Raw genomic sequence first — 21,806 nt, forward strand, 5'->3', positions numbered from 1 at the left:
GCCAGTGTAGGGCGGCGGGTGCGGAGCGGGGCCGGACACGGCGGCGGCCCGCCGCTTCCCGGGGGAAGACGGCGGGCCGCCGGTGGGACCGTGCGGGGCGGGCTCAGATGAGGCCGAGCTCCTGGACCGCGTCGCGCTCCTCGGTCAGCTCCTTGACCGAGGCGTCGATGCGGGCACGCGAGAAGTCGGAGATCTCCAGGCCCTGGACGATCTCGAACCGGCCGTCCTTGGTGGTGACCGGGAAGGAGGAGATCAGGCCGGCCGGGACGCCGTAGGAGCCGTCGGAGACGACGCCCATGGAGGTCCAGTCGCCCTCGGCGGTGCCGTTGACCCAGGTGTACACGTGGTCGATGGCTGCGTTGGCGGCCGAGGCGGCCGAGGAGGCGCCGCGGGCCTCGATGATCGCCGCGCCGCGCTTGGCGACGGTCGGGATGAAGTCGTTCTCCAGCCAGGCCTGGTCGCTGCCGGCGGCCTCGAAGGCCGGCTTGCCGGCGGCCTCGGCCTGGAAGATGTCCGGGTACTGGGTCGCGGAGTGGTTACCCCAGATGGTGACGCGCTTGATGTCCGAGACCAGGGCGCCGGTCTTGGCGGACAGCTGGCCGACGGCGCGGTTGTGGTCCAGGCGGGTCATCGCGGTGAAGCGCTCGGCCGGGACGTCCGGGGCGTTGCGCTGGGCGATCAGGGCGTTGGTGTTGGCCGGGTTGCCGACGACCAGGACCTTGATGTCGTCCGCGGCGTGGTCGTTGATGGCCTTGCCCTGCGGGCGGAAGATGCCGCCGTTGGCCTGCAGCAGGTCGCCGCGCTCCATGCCGGCGGTGCGCGGACGGGCGCCGACCAGCAGCGCGACGTTGGCGCCGTCGAAGGCCTCGTTCGGGTTGTCGGTGATCGTGATGTCGCGCAGCAGCGGGAAGGCGCAGTCGACGAGCTCCATGGCGGTGCCCTCGGCGGCCTTGAGGCCCTGCGGGATCTCCAGGAGGCGCAGGTTCACCGGCACGTCGGCACCGAGCAGGTGGCCCGAGGCGATGCGGAAGAGCAGCGCGTAGCCGATCTGGCCGGCCGCTCCGGTGATGGTGACGTTGACGGGGGTGCGGGTCATTTCTACCTTCTCCAGCAGTTCGCCAGGCGCCCCAGGCACACCGGCACTGGAGCCGAGGATGGTCTCTCGACATCGAGAGACCGGCGTCAGGTTATCGCAAAGGGGAGCGTGTGCCGCGGCTTCCGGACTGGCTGATGCGTCACAACCGCACCGCGGCCCCCACCCGGCACCGGAACCCCGGGGGCCGGGTGGGGAGAGCCGATGGGCCGATCAGTGTTTGGGCCGGCCCATCAGCTGGCCGATGTTGTCGAGCAACGGGATCTGCAGCCACGGGTTCGGCTGCGCGACCAGGGTCAGCAGCACGATCGACGCACCCAGGAAGGTCAGCACGACCACGTCGGTGAAGCGGCTGCGCACCGCCAGCATCCCGACCTCGGGCAGCACCAGGCGCAGCACCGCGCCCAGCAGCACGCCGCCGCCGAGGATCAGCAGCCCGTACTTGAAGCCGTCCTTGAAGTCGGCGAACCACGTGACCGCGAGGCCGGCCCCGACCACCAGCAGGACCAGCGTTATCGGCCACTGCCGCACCGGCAGGGCGTGGTCGCGTCCGAGGGCCGCGGCCGAGCCCTCGGGCGGCAGGGTGCCGGTGGTCTTGACCGGCCTGCGCCGGGACCGCGCCGGTCGCGGTTCAGTCATGGTCGCCGTCCCCGGGGGTCAGATGCCGGCGCGGCGCTCGGCCGCCTCGACGATGTTGTTGAGCAGCATCGCGCGGGTCATCGGGCCCACGCCGCCGGGGTTCGGGGAGATCCAGCCGGCCACCTCGGCCACGCCCGGGTGGACGTCGCCGACGATCTTGCCCTCGCTGCGGCTGACGCCCACGTCCAGCACCGCCGCGCCCGGCTTGACGTCCTCCGGCTTGACCAGGTGCGGCACGCCGGCGGCGGCCACGATGATGTCGGCCTTGCGCAGGTGGGCGCTCAGGTCCCGGGTGCCGGTGTGGCACAGGGTCACCGTGGCGTTCTCGCTGCGGCGGGTCAGCAGCAGGCCGATCGAGCGGCCGACGGTGATGCCGCGGCCGACCACGACCACCTCGGCGCCGTCGATCTCGACGTCGTGGCGGCGGAGCAGCTCGACGATGCCCAGCGGGGTGCAGGGCAGCGGGCCGTCGATGCCGAGGGCGAGCCGGCCGAGCGAGGTCGGGTGCAGGCCGTCGGCGTCCTTGTCCGGGTCCATCAGCTCCAGGACCGGGTTCTGGTCCAGCCCCTTGGGCAGCGGCAGCTGGACGATGTAGCCGGTGCAGGTCGGGTCGGCGTTGAGCTCGCGGACGACGTTCTCGACGTCCTCCTGGCCGGCGGTGGCGGGCAGCTCGCGCTGGATCGAGGCGATGCCGACCTCGGCGCAGTCCTTGTGCTTCCCGTTGACGTACCAGCGGCTGCCCGGGTCGTCGCCGACCAGGACGGTGCCGAGGCCGGGCGTGACGCCCCTGGCCTTGAGGGCCGCCACGCGGGCGGCGAGTTCGGACTTGATCGCGGCGGCGGTGGCCTTGCCATCGAGAATCTGGGCAGTCATGGCCCCATTCTCCCGGATCGCGACCGGTCGCCGTACCACGGCGGCCGCGCCCCGCGCCCCGCGCCCCGCGACGCACGGCGGCCGGACACGCGATCGGACGGGCGGCCGGATGGGCCCGCAGGTCCGCCGCACGTTGCGGTTGCGCCACAGTCTTGGCCCGGCCCGTGGAACCGGCTGGACACGGCACGGCCGTCCGGATCACGATAAGCGGGCATTCCCGCCGCGACCGGCCCGGTGACGGGCCGACGGATCCTGCGGCGGGGCGTACCCGGGGGAAAGAGCCAGTGAGTCGACCACAGCAGACCGAGCGACCTGTCCGCCGCGGTGCCGTCCCGCCCGCGCCGTGCCCGTCGACGCTCCCACCGCTCCGGCGCTCACCACGCCGCTGAGCCGACGGCGCCCGTCACTGCCGCCGGGCTGTCACCCTGCTCCGCTACTGTCCCGTCCGGTCGGCGTTCCGACGCACCGACCGGCACCGGGCCGTCCGCCGTCCCGTCCCCGCGTCCCCGTAACTGCCCGGAGGCATCCATGAGTTACCCGCCCGACCCGAACAATCCGTACGGCCAGCCGCCGGCCGCCCCGGGCTACGGCTACCCGCAGCAGGCCCCGCCGCCGCAGCCCGCCGCGTACGGCTACCCGCAGGCCGCCCCGGCGTACGGCTACGCGCCGGCCGCGCCGCCGTCCATGCCGGGCCTGGTGACGACCGCCCGGGTGCTGCTGTTCATCGTCGGCGGTGTGCAGGCGATCCTGGCGATCATCTACGTGATCATCGGGGCTGCCGCGAAGGACGCCACCAACACCCTCAGCAGGACCAGCAGCAGCGACAACCCGTTCACCACGATGGGCAACGCCGCCGCCGGTGTCCTGATCGTGATCGCCGTCCTGTTCGGGCTGTTCGCCGCGCTCTCCATCACGCTCGGGGCCAAGTTCGGCAAGGGCGGCAACACCGTCCGGGTCATCACCATCGTGTACGGCTCGCTCGGCGGCCTCGTCGGTGTGCTGATCCTGCTGGGCGCCATCAGCGGCGGGACGGCCGTGGGCCTGGTCATGGCCTTCCTCTGGCTGGCGATCAGCGTCATCTGGATCACCGCCATGTGCGTCCGGGACGGCGTCAGCTGGTTCAACCGGCCGCGGTACTGACCCGACGGCACCACACGGCGAAGCGGCCCGGCTCCCTCCTCGGAGGGGGCCGGGCCGCTTCGTGCCACTCAGTGGAAGAAGTGGCGCGCGCCGGTGAGGTACATGGTCACGCCGGCCTCGGCGGCCGCCGCGACGACCTCCTCGTCGCGGATCGAACCGCCGGGCTGGACGATGGCCTTGACGCCCGCCGCGATCAGGATCGCCGGGCCGTCCGCGAACGGGAAGAAGGCGTCCGAGGCCGCGTACGCGCCCTTGGCCCGCTCGCCGGCCCGCTCGACCGCGAGCTTGCAGGAGTCGACCCGGTTGACCTGGCCCATGCCGACGCCGACCGAGGCGCCGTCCTTGGCCAGCAGGATCGCGTTGGACTTGACGGCCCGGCAGGCCCGCCAGGCGAAGGCCAGTTCGGCCAGTTCGGCGGCGGAGAGCGCCTCACCGGTGGCGAGCGTCCAGTTCGCCGGGTCGTCGCCCTCGGCGTGCACCCGGTCGGCGTCCTGCAGCAGCACGCCGCCGGAGATCGGGCGCACCTCCCGGCGGTTGGCCGGGGCCTCGGGGGCGACCAGCACCCGCAGGTTCTTCTTGCGGGTCAGCACCTCCAGGGCGCCCTCCTCGTAGCCGGGGGCCACGACGACCTCGGTGAAGATCGGGGCGATCTGCTCGGCCAGCGCGACGGTGACCGGGCGGTTGACCGCGATCACGCCGCCGTACGCGGAGACCGGGTCGCACTCGTGCGCCTTGCGGTGCGCCTCGGCCACGTCGGCGCCGGTCGCGATGCCGCACGGGTTGGCGTGCTTGATGATCGCGACGGCCGGCTCGGCGTGGTCGTGGGCGGCGCGGCGGGCGGCGTCGGTGTCGACGTAGTTGTTGTACGACATCTCCTTGCCGTGCAGCTGCTGCGCGCCGGCCAGGCCGCCCGTGCCGTCGCTGTACAGCGCGGCGCCCTGGTGCGGGTTCTCGCCGTAGCGCAGCACGTTCTGCCGCTCCCAGGTCGCGCCCAGGAAGGCGGGGAAGCCCGCGGCGGAGCCGCTGGTGTCCGCGGCGTCGCTCGGCGCGTAGCCGGCCTCGAACCAGGAGGCGACGGCCACGTCGTAGGCGGCGGTGTGGGCGAACGCGGCGCCGGCCAGGCGCTTGCGGGTGGCCAGGTCGAAGCCGCCGTCCCGGACGGCCTTCAGCACGTCGCCGTAGCGGGCCGGGTCGACCACGACGGCCACCGAGGGGTGGTTCTTCGCGGCGGCGCGGACCATGCTCGGGCCGCCGATGTCGATCTGCTCGACGCACTCGTCCGGGGTGGCGCCGGAGGCGACGGTGGCCTTGAACGGGTACAGGTTCACCACGACGAGGTCGAAGGGCTCGACGCCCAGCTCGGCCAGCTGCGCGCGGTGCGACTCCAGCCGCAGGTCGGCCAGCACGCCGGCGTGCACGCGGGGGTGCAGGGTCTTCACCCGGCCGTCGAGGCACTCCGGGAAGCCGGTCAGCTCGGACACCTCGGTCACCGGGACGCCGGCGGCGGCGATCCGGCCGGCGGTGGAACCGGTGGAGACGATGGCGACCCCGGCGGCGTGCAGGCCCTGGGCCAGCTCCTCCAGACCGGTCTTGTCGTACACGCTGATCAGCGCGCGACGGATCGGACGGATGTTCTCGGAGACAGGGGGCGTGGTGGAGCTCGCGCTCATGCCGGGATCCATACCTTTCGGTCCTCGATGCGGTGGCCCTCGCGGGCCAGCCGGCCCACGACGTCGACGAGCAGCTTGCGCTCGACAGTCTTGATGCGCTCGTGCAGCGCTTCGCCGCCATCGGCGTGGTCGGCGTCGACGACCTTGACGACGCCCTGCGCGATGATCGGCCCGGTGTCCACGCCGGCGTCGACCAGGTGGACGGTGCAGCCGGTGACCTTCACGCCGTACGCGAGCGCGTCGGTGACGCCGTGGGCGCCGGGGAAGGACGGCAGCAGTGCGGGGTGGGTGTTGACGATCCGTCCGGTGAAGGCGGCGATGAACTCGGGGCCGAGGATCTTCATGAAACCGGCCGTGACCACCAGGTCCGGCTCGTACGCGGCGACCGAGGCGGTCAGCGCGCGGTCCCAGGCGGCGCGGTCGGGGTGGTCCTTCACCCGGTGCACGAAGCTCGGCAGGCCGGCCTTGCCGGCGCGCTCCAGTCCGGCGATCCCGTCCCGGTCGGCGCCCACCGCGACGATCTCGGCGCCGTAGGCCGGATCCGCGACGGCGTCCACCAGTGCCTGCAGGTTGGTGCCGGAGCCGGAGACCAGCACCACCAGACGGGCCGGTCCGGGCGTGCGGGGCGGGAAGTGCTGGGCGGGGGCGGCGGCCACTGCGCGATTCTCCGTAGGTCGGGCGCCGTCCGCTGGTACGTCCACCGGCGGTGGGGCCACTACGAACGGCAGGTCGAGCATGGGGGGAACACCAGGAGAACCCGCCGCGACGCGGGCCCCGGGAACCGATGCGAGCTGCTGACCGTCACCACGATAACGGCTGGTCGAACGGCCTCCGAACCCTCCTGGCGGCGCTACGCGCGTAGTTGAGACGGGGATCTCCTCGGGCCCGCCGCACCGCCGTCGCACCGCCGCCGCACCCCGCGTCCCACCGCCGACCGGGCTCGGGCCCGGGCCGCCGGTGGGCCGGCGAACGGCTGCGGGATCATTGGAGGGCGCGGGAGTCCGCGACGACCGCGAGACCCCCGGCCGGGCTCCCCGAGTCCCGGCCGGATCCCGACCGAGTCCCGACCGACAAGGATTGGCTGAACCCATGAGCAGCGGCGACGACAACGGCGAGCGCAACCCCTTCGCGCCGCCGCCGGCGGATGCCCCGGACCAGCCGTGGCAGCCGCGCAGCCCCAGGCCCGGCGAGGGCCAGGGCGGCGTCGGCCAGGGGGGTACCGGCGGCCAGGGCGAGGAGCGCCCGCAGCTCCCGCCGCCGTGGGGCCCCGTCCCGGGCGACGGACGCCCCGGCCGGCGGCCGACGGCCCCGCAGCCGCCCCGGCTCGACCCCGCCGACCCGGCCCACCGCCGGGCCCGCAACGCCGCGCTCGCCGGGCTGTTCGCGCTGGTCTGCCTGTTCGCGGGGTTCCACTGGCTCGCGCTGCTCGTCGGGGTGCTCGGCATCGTCTGGGGCATCGGCGCCCTGCGGGCCCCGCGGCCCGCCCAGACCGCGGCCACCGCCGCCGGCCAGGTCCCCGGCGTCGCGGCGCCGAACCCGCTCACCCCGGCCGCGCTCGCCGGGATCCTCACCGGCGCGATGACCGTCGTGGTCGCCACCTCGGTGATCGGCCTGGGGTACCACTACCGCGAGTACGTCACCTGCGTGCAGGACTCGCTGACCGCCGTCGGCGCCGAGAACTGCGACCGGTACGCGCCCCAGTGGTACGTGGACTTCACCGGGAACACCGAGTAGCCGCCCGCACTGCCCCGTCAGTCGGCCGGACCCCCGACGTCCCGGCCCCGGCCCGCTAGGCCCGCTCGGCCCGCTCGGACAGCCGCAGCACGAGGGCGTGGGCACGGGCGCGCAGCCGCAGCGCACCCCGGCGCGCCTGCCCCGCGAGCCGGGCGTACGCGCCCTGGCTGTCCGCCGGGGTGAGCGCACCTTGCCGCGCCGGGGCGAGCCCGCGGTGCCGCACCAGCAGGGCGCCCGGGACGGCCACCAGCGCGAACCAGCCCGCCGCCGCCAGGCCCGTCCACCACGGCACCGGCCCCAGCCAGGCCATCCGCTCGCCCGCCAGCGCCCCGCCGGACAGCCAGCCCAGCAGCGCCGCCCCCGCCCCGACCGCCACCGCCGCCGCCAGGGCGGCCGTCACCGTCGCGGCGGCCGACCAGGGCTCCAACCGGTCCTCACCCCCACCCGCCGAGCCCCCACCCGCCAGGCCCTCCCCCGCCAGGCTCCCTCCGGCCGGACTCCGCAGACCAGCCCCCGCACGGCCCAGCAGCACCGCCGGCACCGCCCCCGCCAGCAGCGGCAGCGCCAGCGCCGCCAGCCGCCACCCGCCCGGGCCGTCGGCCGGCAGCAGGGCGAACAGCGGGAACTCCGGCACCGGGCCCAACGCCGTACCGCCCGGCGACACCACCGTCCCGGCCCCCACGGCGAACCCGGGGCCCAGCGCGTACGCCGCCCCCCACAGCACCGCGTTCGGCAGCAGCACCAGCGCGAGCAGCAGCAGGCCCAGCAGCGCGACGGGCCCGCGCCCGAGCAGCGTCATCCCCCGACCGCCGCCGGCCATCGCACCCAGCAGCGCCGACACCGCCACCAGCAGCCCGCCCGCCGCGACCAGCCCAGCCCCGCCCGCCAGCGCCGCGGCCCGCACCACCGGTGCGCCGCCCGCCGGCCGGTACGGCGGCGGGAGGCGGTCCAGCGCGGCGGCGACGGCCCCGTCGGCACCCGGGGACTCCGCCGAGCGGACTCCGGCGGCCGTCGCCAGGGCCGCCACCAGCGCCACCACCAGCACGTCCGGCAGCACCCGGCTGTGGAACAGCCCCGCGCCCGCGCAGTGCAGCGCCACCACGACGGCCACCGCGCAGTAACCCGCCCACACCGCGACCGGGCCGCCCCAGCGCGAGCGCAGCCCGCGCCGCGCCGCCACCCCGGCACCCGCCCGGTGGAGCCGGACCACGGCCAGGGCGCCGAGCAGCAGCGGAGTGACGGTCAGCGGAGCGTCCGCGGCGCCACGGAGCACCGGCGCGCCGTGCCCGAGCAGCCAGAGCACCCCCGCCAACCGGGTGGCAGCGGTGGCGCCGTCGTCCGCGTACGGCGTCACCACCCAGAGCCCGAGCACCGGCACCCCGACCACCGCCAGGCCGACCAGTGCCGCCCGCACACCCGCCAACAGGTCGGCCAGCGCGGGGCGTCCGCCCAATGCACCCGGCGTCTCCAGGATCGGACGGCCCATCAGCTGCGTCATGCGCCTCATGGTGCCAAGGCGACTCGCCATGCTCCGTGAAGCGGCAAACCGCCGCCGTGTCCCAGATTATTGGCTTATGCGCATTTTCAGACCCTGCCCCCAAGCCGCCGGCGCCCCGGCCCGGAGCGTCTGATGGCCACGCCGTCCACCGCCGCCGGCTCCGCCACCCCGAAGCGCCACCGAGCACCCGCCCGCGCCGACCACGACGCGACCCACCGGCCACGGAAACTGACCCCCCGTGAAGCCGAGGCCCTCGCCCACCTCGCGGCCGGCCACGACCTCCCGCACACCGCCGCCGCCCTCGGCGTCACCCGCGCCACGGCCCGCAGCTACCTGCAGCGCGCCATGAGGAAGCTCGGCGCGCCCACCGAGGCCGAGGCCGTCACCCTCGCCGCGGACACCCTGCCGAAGCCCCCGGCCGTCATCCGGACGAACTTCGCCGGCGTCACGCCGTCCTCCCTCGGGCCCGCCGTGGGCCCCGGCCGGTTCGCAGGGCCGCCCCCGGAAGGGTGGGGCGCCGCGGCAGAGAGACAACGCCCTTCCGCCGACGGCGGCCGTACCCACCCGGCCGAACCGGCACCGGGCGGATCCGACGCCGGAGACTACCGCCAGACGGCCGCCGCCGTTCACCCTGCGAGGGCAGTCGCCGCCCCGGAAGCCGGCGACACCCCGGCACAGCCGCCCCCGCCCGAGCCACCCGTGCGCACCGGGCGGCGTTCCGCCGCCGACCGGGGGCGCGAACAGGCGGCGCAGCCGAGCCACCCGGAGCGCGAAGCCCCGGCACCCACGCCCCCCGTGCCCGGCTTCCGGCCCTGGCCGCAGGCTCCCGCCGAACCCGGTACCGCAGACCCCGGCCACCGGCGCTCGGAGCCCGACCGTACGGCCGCCTCGGCGTGGCACTCGGCGGGCGCCGGACGCCCGGACGCGGGCCGTGCGGGCGGGGTGGAGCGTGGCGACGCGGCCGCGCGGGCAGGGGCCGCCACCACGGCCCAGGGGCCGCAACACCCCGCCGGCAGCGGGTCGGCGCCAGCGGCGCCGACGGCCCCGGGTTCCACCACGGCGAGCGCGAGGCAGCAGCCCGCAGGCACGGAAGGGCACGGCACCATGGCGCAGCGGGCTCCGGCCGCACCAGCCGCAGACGAGCCTCAGGAGTCGGCACCCCCGGCGCCCGCCGGCCGTCCGGCGGACAGCTTCGAGGAGCTGTACGAGACGGCGTACACCCGGCTGGTGCAGCAGGTGTTCCTGCTGACCACCTGCCGGCACCGGGCGGTGCACTGCGTGCGGCGGGCGTTCGGGGAGGCCCGGCGGGGGTGGCGGGCGGTGGCCGGTTCGGGGAACCCGGAGGGCTGGGTGCGGGTGCGGGCGTCCGAGCTGGCGCTGTCGCCGTGGCACCGCGGCGGGCCGCGGCGGACGCACGCGTGGAGCCTGCCGCACCGGCGGATCAAGGTGCGCCCCGCCGACGAGGCGCAGGCGGTGCTGCCGGACCACGACCGGCTGACCGACCGGGACCGGGCGCTGCTGAAGGCCCTCCGGCGGCTGTCCCGGCCGCAGCGGCGGGCACTGGTGCTGCACGACGGGCTGGGGCTGCCGGCGGCGGCGGTCGCGGTCGAGGTGGAGGCGACGCAGGCGGCGGCCGAGGGCCGGGTGTGGACGTCCCGGGTGGCGCTGGCCCAGTGGGTGCCAGACCTGGTCGGGCCGGATCCGGCGGCGCCGGGGTTCGCGGACGGGCTGAGCCGGCTGCTGCACCGGGCGGCGGTGCGCGGGTGCCCGGCGCCGCACCGCTCGCCGGTGCCACTGCTGCGCGCCCGGCACCGGCTGTGGACGGCGAGCCGGACGGGCGCGGCGGCACTGCTGACGGTGGCGGTGGGCGGGGCGGTGCTGGCGACGCTCTCGGGGGTCCGGCCGGCGGCGGTGTTCGGGCCGCCGGCCGCGCCCGCGCCCTCGCTCTGTCTGCCCCTCGCAGAGGAGGAGCCGGCGGTGCCGCTGCTGCCGGGCGGTGCGCCGAACGGCATCACCAGCCTGTGGTGCAGCCCGGCGCCGGGGCTGGAGGCGGTGCTGGTGGAGCCGCACGCCCAGGCGGCCGCCCAGTGGGCCCGGTGGGGGCTGCCGTCGGCGGCCCGGGGCGCGGAGGCCCCGCCGCCGCAGGGGCCGACGGTCTGCCGGATGTGGTCGCCGCTGCCGTGCGGCACGGGGCCGACGGCGCGCTGAAACGGCGAGCGCCCCCGCCCGGGAGGGGCGGGGGCGCTCGTCACGCGCGGGGCGGGATCAGGCCTGGGCGGCGATGATCTCGCGGGCCAGGCGGGCGGTCTCGGACGGCGTCTTGCCGACCTTGACACCGGCGGCCTCGAGGGCCTCCTGCTTCGCCTGGGCGGTGCCCGAGGAGCCGGAGACGATGGCGCCGGCGTGGCCCATCGTCTTGCCCTCGGGGGCGGTGAAGCCCGCGACGTAGCCGACGACCGGCTTGGTCACGTTCTCCTTGATGAAGGCCGCGGCGCGCTCCTCGGCGTCGCCACCGATCTCGCCGATCATGACGATGATCTCGGTCTCCGGGTCCTCCTGGAACGCCTTGAGGGCGTCGATGTGGGTGGTGCCGATGACCGGGTCACCGCCGATGCCCACGGCCGAGGAGAAGCCGATGTCGCGCAGCTCGTACATGAGCTGGTACGTCAGGGTGCCGGACTTCGAGACCAGGCCGATCTTGCCGGAGGTCGTGATGTCGGCCGGGATGATGCCGGCGTTCGACTGGCCGGGGCTGATCAGGCCGGGGCAGTTCGGGCCGATGATGCGGGTCTTGTTGCCCTTCGAACCGGCGTGCGCCCAGAAGGCGGCGGTGTCGTGCACCGGGACGCCCTCGGTGATGACGACGGCCAGGCCGATCTCGGCGTCGATCGCCTCGACCACGGCGGCCTTGGTGAACGCCGGCGGGACGAAGACGACGGTGACGTCGGCACCGGTCTTCTCCATCGCCTCGGCGACCGACCCGAAGACCGGGATCTCGGTGCCGTCGACGTCGACCGTGGTGCCGGCCTTGCGCGGGTTGACACCGCCGACGATCTGGGTGCCGGACGCGAGCATGCGGCGGGTGTGCTTCATGCCCTCGGAGCCGGTCATGCCCTGAACGATGACCTTGCTGTCCTTGGTAAGGAAGATAGCCATGGTGTGAAAGTCCCCTTCCTTACTTGTTGGCCAGCTCGGCGGCGCGGTCAGCGGCGCCGTCCATGGTGTCCACGCGCTGGACCAGCGGGTGGTTGGCGTCGTCGAGGATCTTGCGACCCAGCTCCGCGTTGTTGCCGTCCAGGCGGACGACCAGCGGCTTGGTCACGTTCTCGCCCTTGCCCGCGAGGAGCTCCAGGGCCTGCACGATGCCGTTGGCGACCGCGTCGCACGCGGTGATGCCGCCGAAGACGTTGACGAAGACCGACTTGACGTCGGGGTCGCCGAGGATGATCTCCAGGCCGTTGGCCATGACCTCGGCGGAGGCGCCGCCGCCGATGTCGAGGAAGTTGGCGGGCTTGACGCCGCCGTGCTTCTCACCGGCGTAGGCGACCACGTCGAGGGTGCTCATGACGAGGCCCGCGCCGTTGCCGATGATGCCGACCTGGCCGTCGAGCTTGACGTAGTTCAGGCCCTTGGCCTTGGCGGCGGCCTCCAGCGGGTTGGCCGCGGCCTTGTCCTCCAGGGCCTCGTGCCCGGGCTGGCGGAACTCGGCGTTCTCGTCCAGGGAGACCTTGCCGTCGAGCGCGATGATCTTGCCGTCACCGGACTTGATCAGCGGGTTGACCTCGACGAGGAGGGCGTCCTCCTTGATGAAGACGGTCCACAGCTTCTGCAGGACGTCGGCGACCTGGTCGGCGACCTCGGCCGGGAACTTCGCCGCGGCGACGATCTCGGCGGCCTTCTCCGGGGTGCAGCCCTCGTTGGCGTCGACCGGGATCTTGGCGAGCGCGTCGGGGTTCTGCTCGGCGACGACCTCGATCTCCACGCCGCCCTCGACGCTGGCCATGGCCAGGAAGGTGCGGTTGGTGCGGTCCAGCAGGAACGAGACGTAGTACTCGTCCTTGATGTCCGCGGTCTGGGCCAGCATCACCTTGTGAACGGTGTGGCCCTTGATGTCCATGCCGAGGATCTGCCCGGCCTTGGCGACGGCGTCCGCCGGGTCGGCGGCGAGCTTGACGCCACCGGCCTTGCCTCGGCCGCCCACCTTCACCTGAGCCTTGACGACGGCGCGGCCGCCGAAGCGCTCCGCGATGGCGGCAGCGTCTGCGGCGGTCTCGATGACATCGCCGTCAAGCACGGGCACACCGTGCTTGGCGAAGAGGTCCCTCGCCTGGTACTCGAACAGGTCCACGTGTTTGTCCTTGTTCGTGGTCGCGGATTGTGTCTCTACGAGCGTGCCACGGCAGGATCTTCGCTGCGGGTCGTCGGGGCGGTGCGGGTACGCAGAGGTACGGCCTTGCGGCCCACACAGCCACGGGCGCACACGTCAATCAACACGCGCGTCACGTCCGTCTGGCAGGTTATCCCCGTGGGACGGGCCTGTTCCGCCCGGGGCCTGCCCGTCGTGGGTGAGAACCGTCACAGACAGCCTGAATCGCCTGGGCGGACGCCCGGTCCACCGCTCGGACGGATTCGCACGTCCGGGTGAATCCGTCACGCGCCCTGGCCGGGCACCGCGACGGGGCGCTTCTCGAGGGCCGCGGCCATGATCCCGGGAAAGGCGTCCGGGGTGCAGGCGAAGGCCGGCGCGCCGAGGGCGGCCAGCGCGGCGGCGTGCGCGTGGTCGTAGGCGGGCGCACCTTCGTCGGAGAGCGCGAGCAGCGCGACGAACTGGACCCCGGCCGCCTTCATCGCGGCGACCCGCCTGAGCATGCCGTCCCGGACGCCGCCCTCGTACAGGTCGCTGATCAGCACCACGACGGTCTCGGCCGGGCGGGTGATCCTCGACTGGCAGTAGGCGAGCGCGCGGTTGATGTCGGTGCCGCCGCCGAGCCGGGTGGCGAACAGGACGTCCACCGGGTCCGCGAGCTGCTCGGTGAGGTCGACCACCGAGGTGTCGAAGACGACCAGCCGGGTGTCCAGGGTGCGCATCGAGGCGAGCACCGCGCCGAAGACCGCCGAGTGCACGACCGACGGGGCCATCGAACCGGACTGGTCGATGCAGAGGATCACCTCCTTCCGCACGGCGCTCCGGGCGCGGGCGTGGCCGACCAGCCGCTCGGGGACGACGGTGCCGTGGTCGGGCAGGAAGTTCCTCAGGTTGGCCCGGATCGTCCGGTCCCAGTCGATGTCCCGGTGCCGCGGCCGGTTGACCTTGGCACTGCGGTCGAGGGCGCCGCCGAGGGTGGCCCGGGTGCGGTCGGCGAACCGGCGCTCCAGGTCGGCGACGACCTTGCCGACCACGGCCCGGGCGGTCTCCCGGGTGGTCTCGGGCAGCGCGTGCTTGAGCGAGAGCAGGGTGGCGACCAGGTGGACGTCCGGCTCGACGGCCTCCAGCATCTCCGGCTCCAGCAGCAGCCGGTCCAGGCCGAGCCGGGTGATCGCGTCCTGCTGCATCAGCTGGACCACGCTGGACGGGAAGTACTCGCGGATGTCGCCCAGCCAGCGGGCCACCTGCGGGGCCGAACCGCCCAGCCCGGCGCTTCGGCGGCCGCCGCGGGCCGCCCGGGCGCCCTCGTCGGGCGCGCCACGGTAGAGCGCGGCGAGCGCGCCGTCCATCGCGGCGTCCCGGCCGCGCAGGGGGCAGCCGGTGCCTTCGGCCTCGCCGCCGAGCACCAGCCGCCAGCGGCGCAGCCGTTCGTCGGTCGTGGGCGCTGCCATCTCGTCCTCCTCCTGTGGTCGGGGTACTGCGGTGGCGGGTGCGGCGGTGGTCGGGGGCGGCGGCGATGGGTGCGGCGGTGTCACGGCCGGCGGGCGGTCAGGTGTCGCGGCCGGCGGCCTGCCGGGGGATCGTCGGGCGGACGCCCAGCAGCACGGCCACCACCGGGACGGCGGCATCGGCGCGGGCCCGGTCCAGCTCGCCCGCCGGGGCGCGGTCCGCCGGGGGCTGATCGAGCGGGCCGGCCGCCACCCGGCTGCCGATGGTGGTGCGCACACCCGCCTCCAGCCCGGCGAAGGTGCGGCGCAGCAGCGGCAGGACGTCGGTGAAGACCTCCCCGCTCACGCCGGTCAGCCACTCGTCCAGCAGGGCGAGCAGTCGGGGGTCGTGCAGCAGCAGGGCGCCGCCGCCGGCCAGGAAGCCCTCGACCCAACCGGCCGCGTCCGCCGGGGCGGCGGCGACGGACAGGACCAGTCGCAGCCGACGGCCGGCCTCCTCGGAGTCGAGCCGACCGTCGTCCAGCAGCAGGCGGACGGCCCGGCCGCGGAGCAGGCCGGGGGCGCCGGTGGCCCGCCCGCCGGACGGCTCGCGGGCGGCGAGGGAGCGCAGGGCGGCGGCCCAGCGTCCGGCCAGGCCGTTCGTGCCGTCGGGCCCCGCTGCCGCGCCAGGGGCGAGTGTCGTGCCGGCGGCCCGGGGACCGGCGGAGCCCAGCAGGCCGATCGCGCCGTGCACCTCGTCGAGGCGGCCGCGCATCGCCGCCGCGCTCTCGGCGTCCAGTCCGACGCAGGCGGGCGGCAGCCCGACGCAGACCCGCTCGGCGAGGCCCGCCGCCGCCTCGGCGAGCGCACCGTGGTCGGTGCCGCGCACGTCGCCGTAGCGCAGCGCGCGGACCAGCGCGGGCAGCGCGCCCGCCAGGTGCGCGACGTCGGTGTCCAGGGCCGCGCAGTCGGCGAGCACCCGCATCACGGCGGGCAGCGCGCCGGACAGCCCGGCCAGCAGGCAGGTCTCCACCAGGCCGGTCAGCTCGGCGAGTTCGACGGCGGCGCGGGCGGTGCCGACCGCCTTGCCGGTGGCCGCCGCCTCGACCGTGGTGCCCCACTGGGCGGCCTCGGCGATCCGGACCGCGAACTCGGGCTGCCAGCACAGCCGCCAGCTCTCCCGGAACGTCCCGGTCGAGTTGACCGAGGAGCGGGCGGGCACGCCCCAGTCCACGCCCAGCAGCCGCAGCCGGTGCAGCAGCCGCGAGCGGCCCGCGTCGGTCTCCCTGCGCAGATCGAGGTCGACGTCCTTCGGCGCGGCCTCGGGCTTGAGCCGCAGCGCGCGCTGCAGCCGGACGAGGTCGCGCTGCAGCGGCACCGCCGGTGCGGCGTCCGGGACCTCGCCGAGCTCGTCGCCGACCACCAGGCGGTCGCGGACGAGCTCCAGGGCGACGTCCGAGCCCTCGCAGAGCACCGCGCGCACGGCGTCCAGGGTCTCGGTCAGCCCGGCGAGCGGGCGGCCGCGCAGCACCGCGAGGGCCTCGGCGAGCCGGACCGCCTCGATGACGTGCGCGGAGGAGACCGGGTGGTCCTCGGCGCGCAGGAGCTCGGCGGCCCGGGTGAGCCAGCGCGGCACCGGGTCGCCGTCGGTGGTGAACAGGTGGTGGTACCAGCCGGGCGAGCGCACGCCCGCGCCGTAGCCGCTGGACTGGGCGAGGCGCCGGTGCGTCCACGGCACCCAGGTGATGTCCGTCCGCACCTTCTTCGGCAGTCCGGCGAGCAGCTCCCGGTCGTGCGCGACGGTGGGCATCGTCGCCAGCGCGGGGACGTGGAAGGCCCCGCAGACGACGGCGATCCGGCGGTGCCCGGCGCGCCGGGCGGCGCGGATCTGCCGGCGCATGTACGCCTCGCGCAGCAGGTCCCGGCGGGACTCCCCGAGGCCCTCGGCGCGCAGCGCGCCCATCGCCTCGGCGACGGCGGCGAACGGCGCCAGCGCGTCGGTGCCGGGTGCGCGGTGCTCGACCACGTCCTCCCACCAGCGCTCCGCGTCGTCGTGCCCGGCCGCCTCGGCGAGCAGCGCCAGCGGGTCGGCGGGCCGTTCGCCGAAGTCGTCGGTGTCGCCGGAGTCGGGGCCGGGGGTGGCCTCGGGGCCGGGCGCGAAGCAGTACCCGGCGGGCAGGTCGATGAAGCGGACCGGCAGGTCGTGGTCCACGGCGTGGCGGATCGCCACCCACTCCGGGGAGAACTCGGCGTACGGCCAGAAGGCGGCCTTCGCAGGGTCGTCCACGGCGTGGGCGAGCAGCGCGACCGGCGGCACCAGGTCCTTCCCGGCCGCCAGGTGGACGATCCCGTCGGCCTCCGGCGGCCCCTCGATCAGCACCGCGTCCGGCCGCCACTGCGCCAGCGCGGCGGCCACCGCCCGGGCCGAGCCGGGGCCGTGGTGGCGGATGCCGAGGAGGGCGACCTCGGCAGTGGTCATGCCGTCACCTCGCGGGCGGCCCGGTAGAAGTCCTTCCAGCCGTCGCGTTCGCGCACCACCCCTTCGACGTACTCGCGCCAGACCGCCTGGTCGGCCACCGGGTCGCGGACGACGGCGCCGAGGATGCCGGCCGTCACGTCGCCGGCGCGCAGCACGCCGTCGCCGAAGTGGGTGGCCAGGGCGAGGCCGTTGGTCACCACCGAGATCGCCTCGGCGGTGGAGAGGGTGCCGCTCGGGGTCTTGACCTTCGTCCGGCCGTCCACGGTGATCCCGGCCCGTAGCTCGCGGAAGACGGTGACCACCCGCCTGATCTCCTCCGCCCCGCCGGGCAGTTCGGCCAGTTCGAGGGAGCGGCCGAGCTGCCCGACCCGGCGGGTGACGATGTCGACCTCCTCCTCCAGGGAGGCCGGCAGCGGCAGCACCACGGTGTTGAAGCGGCGGCGCAGGGCGCTGGACAGCTCGTTGACGCCGCGGTCGCGGTCGTTGGCGGTGGCGATCACGTTGAAGCCGCGCACCGCCTGCGTCTCGGCGCCCAACTCCGGTATCGGAAGCGTCTTCTCGGACAGGATGGTGATCAGACCGTCCTGCACGTCGGCCGGGATGCGGGTCAGCTCCTCGACCCGGGCGAGCTTGCCGTCGGCCATCGCCCGCATCAGCGGCGAGGGCACCAGGGCGTCCCGGCTCGGGCCGTCGGTCAGCAGCCGGGCGTAGTTCCAGCCGTACCGGACGGCCTCCTCGGGGGTGCCGGCGGTGCCCTGCACCAGCATCGTGGAGTCACCGCTGATCGCGGCGGCCAGGTGCTCGGACACCCAGGTCTTCGCGGTGCCGGGCACGCCGAGCAGCAGCAGCGCACGGTCCGTCGCCAGGGTCGTCACGGCGACCTCGACCACCCGGCGCGGGCCGATGTACTTCGGGGTGATCCGGGTGCCGTCGGCCAGTTCGCCGCCGAGCAGGTACGTCGCCACGGCCCACGGCGAGAGCTTCCAGCGCTCGGGGCGCGGACGGTCGTCCTGCGCGGCCAGCGCGGCCAGTTCACCGGCGAAGGCGTCCTCGGCGTGCTGCCGCAGTACGTCGGTCATGGGGCTCCTTCGGGTCGGCCGCCCGGGTACGCGGGTGCCCCGGCGGCAGGGTGATCGGGGGGGAGCCAGGCCAGCGTCCCGGCCTGCGGGAACCACCCTGCACCGGGCCACTGACATCAGCCGCCGACCTCGAAGGGGCTCCGGACGGGGCTCCGGAAGCGCTCCGGGAAGTGCTCCGGATCCGGGCGCCGGCCGGGCCTCCGGACGGACAGTCAGCCACTGTCAGTGCCGCCGCCTACGGTCGGTCGCATGGAGGAACGCTGGAGCACCGAACACGTCCTGTCCCTGGCCCCTGACGCCTCGTCGCGGAAGGCGGCGGGCGCGTTCTCCTCGCCCGCGCCGTGGTCGGGCGCGGGCACCGACGGCACCGCGCTGTGGGGCGAGTGCGAGGGCAGCGGCCGCACGCCGTACCGCACCGTGGTCGAACTCGCCACGCCCGCCTACCGGTGCAGCTGCCCCAGCCGGAAGTTCCCGTGCAAGCACGCGCTCGGGCTCCTCCTGCTGTGGAGCGGCTCCCCGGAGGCCGTCCCGGCCGCCGAGCCCGCCGACTGGGCGGCCGACTGGCTCGCGGGCCGCCAGGAGCGCGCCGAGCAGCGGGCGGCGGCCCCGGCGGATCCGGACGCCGCCCGCCGCCGGGCCGAGAAGCGCCGCGCCCGGGTCGCGGCCGGCGCGGCCGAGCTGCGGCTGCGGCTGGCCGACCGGATCCGGCACGGCCTGGCCGACCGGTCCACCGCCGGGCCCTGGGAGGAGGTCGCCGCCCGGATGGTCGACGCGCAGGCGCCCGGCCTGGCCACCCGCGTACGGGAGTTGGACGCCGTCCCGCAGGAGCGGCTGCTGGAGGAGTACGCGATGCTCCACCTGCTCGCCACCGCCGCCACCCGGCTCGACGAGCTGCCCCCCGACCTGGCCGCGACCGTCCGCACCCGGGTCGGCTACACCGTGGAGGCCGCCGAGGTGCTGGCCGGCCCGACCGTCCGCGACCGCTGGCTGGTGCTCGGCAGCCGGACCCTGCCCATGGCGGGGGGCTCCGACGAGCGGCTCACCACCCGCCGGGTCTGGCTGCGCGGCGCCAAGACCGGCCGGCCGGCCCTGCTGCTCGCCTTCGGCCGCCCGGGCCAGGCCCCCGACCTCGCCCTGCCCACCGGCCACCTGCTGGAGGCCGAACTCGCCTACCACCCCGGCGCCCGCCCGCTGCGCGCCACGCTCGGCACCCGCTACGGCGCCCCCGCGGCGGGCCCGGCCGCCCCGCCCGCCGGGCTCACCGTCGCCGAGGCGGTGGCCGGTTACGGCACGGCCGTCGCCGACGACCCGTGGCTGGAGCACTGGCCGACGGTGCTCACCGGCGTCGTCCCGGTCCGCACCCCGGACGGCTGGTACCTGACGGACGGCCACCACACCGTGCCGGTCCGCGCCTCGGCCGTCCCGGAGACGGCGCTGTGGCGGCTGGCCGCGGTCTCGGCCGGCCGCCCGCTGACGCTCTTCGGCGAGTACGGCCATCAGGGCTTCGCCCCGGTCACCGCCTGGCCCGCCGGCCGGCGCCCGGTCGGCCTCACCAACGCTTAGGAGCACGGAGAATGACGACGACCACGCAGGACCCGTGGGAGAGCCTGCACACCAGCGCCCTGCTCGGCACCGACCGCCGCCCGCTCCCGGCCTCCGCCCTGCCGCTCGCCGACGCCGTGGACCACCAGGCCGACCCGGCCACCGCCCTGCTGGAGCTGGCCGCCCTCGCCACCGTCCGCCGCCGGGCCGGCGCGCTGCCCGTACCGGCCGCCGGGCCGCCCGGCCCGCCCGCGCCGGAGGACCCGCGCCCGGAGCTGCCCGAGCCGGCCGGCCGCCGACTGGCCGTCCTGCTGGCAGGCCGGACGGGCGGCAGCGCCGGCGGCACCCTGGCCAACCTGGCCGAGCTGCTGCCGCAGTGGCTCGCCGCCGCCCGGGCCCGGGGCCTGCGGCCGCCCGCCGCGCTGATACCCGGCCTGCTCGACGCCGCCCGCGCACGCGGCGAACTGCGCTCCGACGCGGTCGCGTTGGCCGGCCCGACGGGCCGCTGGCTGGCCGAGCGGAACCCCGACTGGCGGTTCGTCCTGCGCACCACCACCGAGCAGCCGGTGGGCCGGCCCGACGACCCCGCCGCCCACCACCTGTGGCACGAGGGCCTGTTCGCCGAGCGCGTCACCCACCTCACGCTGCTGCGCCGCAGCGACCCGGCCACCGGCCTGGAGCTGCTGCGGAGCACCTGGTCCACCGAGCGCGCCGAGGACCGCCTGCTCTTCCTGGACGCCCTCCAGGACGGCCTCTCCCCCGCCGACGAGCCGTTCCTGGAGGCCGCCCTCGGCGACCGCAGCAAGAACGTCCGCGCCACCGCCGCCGAACTGCTCTCCACCCTGCCCGGCTCCGCGCTGGCCCACCGCATGGCCGAGCGGGCGCTGGCCGCCGTCCGCCTCGCCGAGGCCGGCACCCACCTGCTGGTGAGCCCGCCCGCCGAGTGCGACGCCCGGATGCAGCGCGACGGCATCGCGCCCACGTCGCCCACCGGGCGCGGTGAACGGGCCTGGTGGTTCGGCGAGGTGGTGGCCGCGGCGCCGCTCTCGGTCTGGCCGAGGAGCACCGGTCTGACGCCCGGGCAGCTGCTCGCCCTGCGGGTCGGCGACAGCATCGACGAGACCAGCAGCAGCTGGGCCGACGACCTGCGGGAGGCCTGGGCGCGCGCCGCCGTCCGCCAGCACGACGCCGACTGGGCCCGGGCGCTGCTCGGGCCGGCCCCGGTGCCGCCGGTCCGCGGCGCCGGCCGGGCCCGCGCCGCGCGGGCCACCGGCGCCCCGGCCAAGCTGCTGGCCGTCCTCCCGCCCGAGGAGCGGGCGGCCTGGACGGCCGCGTTCATCGAGGTGCACGGACTGGGGGAGGCCTTCCAGCTGCTCGGTGCCTGCGCCACGCCGTGGACACCGCCGCTGTCCACCGCCGTGGTGGCGGCGCTGGCCCGGGCCGCCACCTCCGGCGCGTACCCGTGGAGCCACAGCGGGGTGCTCGGGATGACGGAGCGCGCGCTCGCCCCGGAGACGGCCGCCGCGGTGGAGGAGCTGGCCGCCGGGGCCGCCCCGGACTCCGCCTGGGCGGAGACCTTCGCCCGGCTGGCCGGCACCCTGCGCTTCCGGGCCGCGATGCTAGCGGAGCTCGCGGGCTGACCTGCGGCTCCGCCGGGCCGGCCGGCCGCCGCGAGCTCCAGGTCGGGGCGCCCCCGGAAACGGCAGGGCGGCGCGGCCCCGAATCGGCAACGCGGCCCGGCTCCGGAAACGGCAGGGCGGGCCGGCCCCCGAGGACCGGCCCGCCCGTCGTACCGGAGGTCAGCTCGCCCGGAGGTTGGCCTCGACCCAGGCGACCACGTCCCGGGTGGGCGTGCCCGGGGTGAAGATGTCCGCGACGCCCATCGCCTTGAGCTCGGCGATGTCCTCCTCGGGGATGATCCCCCCGCAGAAGACCTTGATGTCCTCGGCGTCGCGCTCCTTCAGCAGTTCCAGTACCCGCGCGCACAGCGTCATGTGGGCGCCGGAGAGGATCGACAGCCCGATGCCGTCCGCGTCCTCCTGGATCGCGGTGTCGACGACCTGCTCGGGCGTCTGGTGCAGCCCGGTGTAGATGACCTCCATACCGGCATCGCGCAGGGCGCGCGCAATGACCTTGGCGCCACGGTCGTGACCGTCGAGCCCCGGCTTGGCGACCACCACACGGATCGGCCCCGACACACCCATCACTGCCTCCTGGACCTCGTCGTCCACCAGCCGACCGGGCCTTGGGGGCCACGGGCGCGGTT

17 protein-coding genes are annotated in these 21,806 nt (G+C 75.7%); 5 read left to right on the forward strand and 12 right to left on the reverse strand.

Annotation, left to right across the window (positions count from 1 at the left end; genetic code table 11):
- Positions 1-103: 103 nt before the first annotated feature.
- From AC0B61_RS06145 to AC0B61_RS06155, 3 genes are all read right to left on the reverse strand, one after another.
- Entirely contained in the window at positions 104-1,096 is a 993-nt protein-coding gene (locus AC0B61_RS06145; RefSeq protein ID WP_471739435.1) for a malate dehydrogenase, read from the reverse strand.
- Positions 1,097-1,306: 210 nt separating this feature from the next.
- Entirely contained in the window at positions 1,307-1,732 is a 426-nt protein-coding gene (locus AC0B61_RS06150) for a DUF3017 domain-containing protein (RefSeq protein WP_471739436.1), read from the reverse strand.
- An 18-nt stretch (positions 1,733-1,750) separates the two neighbouring features.
- Complete coding sequence (locus AC0B61_RS06155; protein WP_471739437.1) at positions 1,751-2,605, reverse strand: bifunctional methylenetetrahydrofolate dehydrogenase/methenyltetrahydrofolate cyclohydrolase; 855 nt, start codon at positions 2,603-2,605, stop codon at positions 1,751-1,753.
- Positions 2,606-3,133: 528 nt separating this feature from the next.
- Here AC0B61_RS06155 and AC0B61_RS06160 point away from each other — a divergent pair.
- Positions 3,134-3,745: a hypothetical protein gene (locus AC0B61_RS06160; RefSeq protein ID WP_471739438.1), complete on the forward strand. Its 612-nt coding sequence runs from the start codon at positions 3,134-3,136 to the stop codon at positions 3,743-3,745.
- A gap of 68 nt (positions 3,746-3,813) precedes the next feature.
- Here the strand turns inward: AC0B61_RS06160 and purH are convergent, their stop codons facing one another.
- Together purH and purN are read right to left on the reverse strand one after the other, a co-directional pair.
- A complete protein-coding gene (purH, locus tag AC0B61_RS06165; RefSeq protein ID WP_471739440.1) occupies positions 3,814-5,415 on the reverse strand; it encodes a bifunctional phosphoribosylaminoimidazolecarboxamide formyltransferase/IMP cyclohydrolase in 1,602 nt (533 codons plus the stop codon).
- A complete protein-coding gene (gene purN / locus AC0B61_RS06170) occupies positions 5,412-6,131 on the reverse strand; it encodes a phosphoribosylglycinamide formyltransferase (RefSeq protein ID WP_471739783.1) in 720 nt (239 codons plus the stop codon). The genes purH and purN overlap by 4 nt, the downstream gene beginning before the upstream one ends.
- Positions 6,132-6,504: 373 nt before the next feature.
- On the opposite strand from purN, the gene AC0B61_RS06175 reads away from it, so the two are divergent.
- A complete protein-coding gene (locus AC0B61_RS06175; RefSeq protein WP_471739441.1) occupies positions 6,505-7,149 on the forward strand; it encodes a DUF308 domain-containing protein in 645 nt (214 codons plus the stop codon).
- Positions 7,150-7,204: 55 nt separating this feature from the next.
- Here the strand turns inward: AC0B61_RS06175 and AC0B61_RS06180 are convergent, their stop codons facing one another.
- Positions 7,205-8,647 carry a cell division protein PerM gene (locus AC0B61_RS06180; protein ID WP_471739442.1) on the reverse strand — a complete coding sequence of 481 codons (1,443 nt, stop codon included), beginning with the start codon at positions 8,645-8,647 and terminating at the stop codon, positions 7,205-7,207.
- 132 nt (positions 8,648-8,779) lie between these two features.
- Here AC0B61_RS06180 and AC0B61_RS06185 point away from each other — a divergent pair, with 132 nt between their 5' ends.
- Entirely contained in the window at positions 8,780-10,855 is a 2,076-nt protein-coding gene (locus AC0B61_RS06185; RefSeq protein ID WP_471739443.1) for a LuxR C-terminal-related transcriptional regulator, read from the forward strand.
- A 57-nt stretch (positions 10,856-10,912) separates the two neighbouring features.
- Here AC0B61_RS06185 and sucD read toward each other — a convergent pair whose 3' ends face one another.
- The 5 genes from sucD to AC0B61_RS06210 all read right to left on the reverse strand — a co-directional run bounded on the left by sucD (position 10,913) and on the right by AC0B61_RS06210 (position 17,998).
- Positions 10,913-11,803, reverse strand: coding sequence for a succinate--CoA ligase subunit alpha (sucD, locus tag AC0B61_RS06190; protein WP_471739444.1), 891 nt, complete (start codon positions 11,801-11,803; stop codon positions 10,913-10,915).
- Between the two features lie 19 nt (positions 11,804-11,822).
- Positions 11,823-12,995, reverse strand: coding sequence for an ADP-forming succinate--CoA ligase subunit beta (sucC, locus tag AC0B61_RS06195; RefSeq protein WP_471739445.1), 1,173 nt, complete (start codon positions 12,993-12,995; stop codon positions 11,823-11,825).
- A 302-nt stretch (positions 12,996-13,297) separates the two neighbouring features.
- Positions 13,298-14,464, reverse strand: coding sequence for a VWA domain-containing protein (locus AC0B61_RS06200; protein ID WP_471739446.1), 1,167 nt, complete (start codon positions 14,462-14,464; stop codon positions 13,298-13,300).
- 97 nt (positions 14,465-14,561) lie between these two features.
- The gene (locus tag AC0B61_RS06205) at positions 14,562-16,919 is read right to left on the reverse strand and encodes a DUF5682 family protein (protein ID WP_471739447.1); all 2,358 of its coding nucleotides are present in this window, start codon (positions 16,917-16,919) and stop codon (positions 14,562-14,564) included.
- Complete coding sequence (locus AC0B61_RS06210; RefSeq protein WP_471739448.1) at positions 16,916-17,998, reverse strand: ATP-binding protein; 1,083 nt, start codon at positions 17,996-17,998, stop codon at positions 16,916-16,918. The genes AC0B61_RS06205 and AC0B61_RS06210 overlap by 4 nt, the downstream gene beginning before the upstream one ends.
- Positions 17,999-18,247: 249 nt before the next feature.
- Between AC0B61_RS06210 and AC0B61_RS06215 the strand changes: the two genes are divergently transcribed.
- Both AC0B61_RS06215 and AC0B61_RS06220 read left to right on the forward strand, forming a co-directional pair.
- The gene (locus AC0B61_RS06215; RefSeq protein ID WP_471739449.1) at positions 18,248-19,561 is read left to right on the forward strand and encodes an SWIM zinc finger family protein; all 1,314 of its coding nucleotides are present in this window, start codon (positions 18,248-18,250) and stop codon (positions 19,559-19,561) included.
- Between the two features lie 11 nt (positions 19,562-19,572).
- Positions 19,573-21,180 carry a DUF5691 domain-containing protein gene (locus AC0B61_RS06220; RefSeq protein ID WP_471739450.1) on the forward strand — a complete coding sequence of 536 codons (1,608 nt, stop codon included), beginning with the start codon at positions 19,573-19,575 and terminating at the stop codon, positions 21,178-21,180.
- A gap of 159 nt (positions 21,181-21,339) precedes the next feature.
- Here AC0B61_RS06220 and AC0B61_RS06225 read toward each other — a convergent pair whose 3' ends face one another.
- Positions 21,340-21,744 carry a cobalamin B12-binding domain-containing protein gene (locus AC0B61_RS06225; protein ID WP_471739451.1) on the reverse strand — a complete coding sequence of 135 codons (405 nt, stop codon included), beginning with the start codon at positions 21,742-21,744 and terminating at the stop codon, positions 21,340-21,342.
- Positions 21,745-21,806: the final 62 nt, after the last annotated feature.

Source organism: Kitasatospora sp. NPDC023385, from assembly GCF_055664045.1.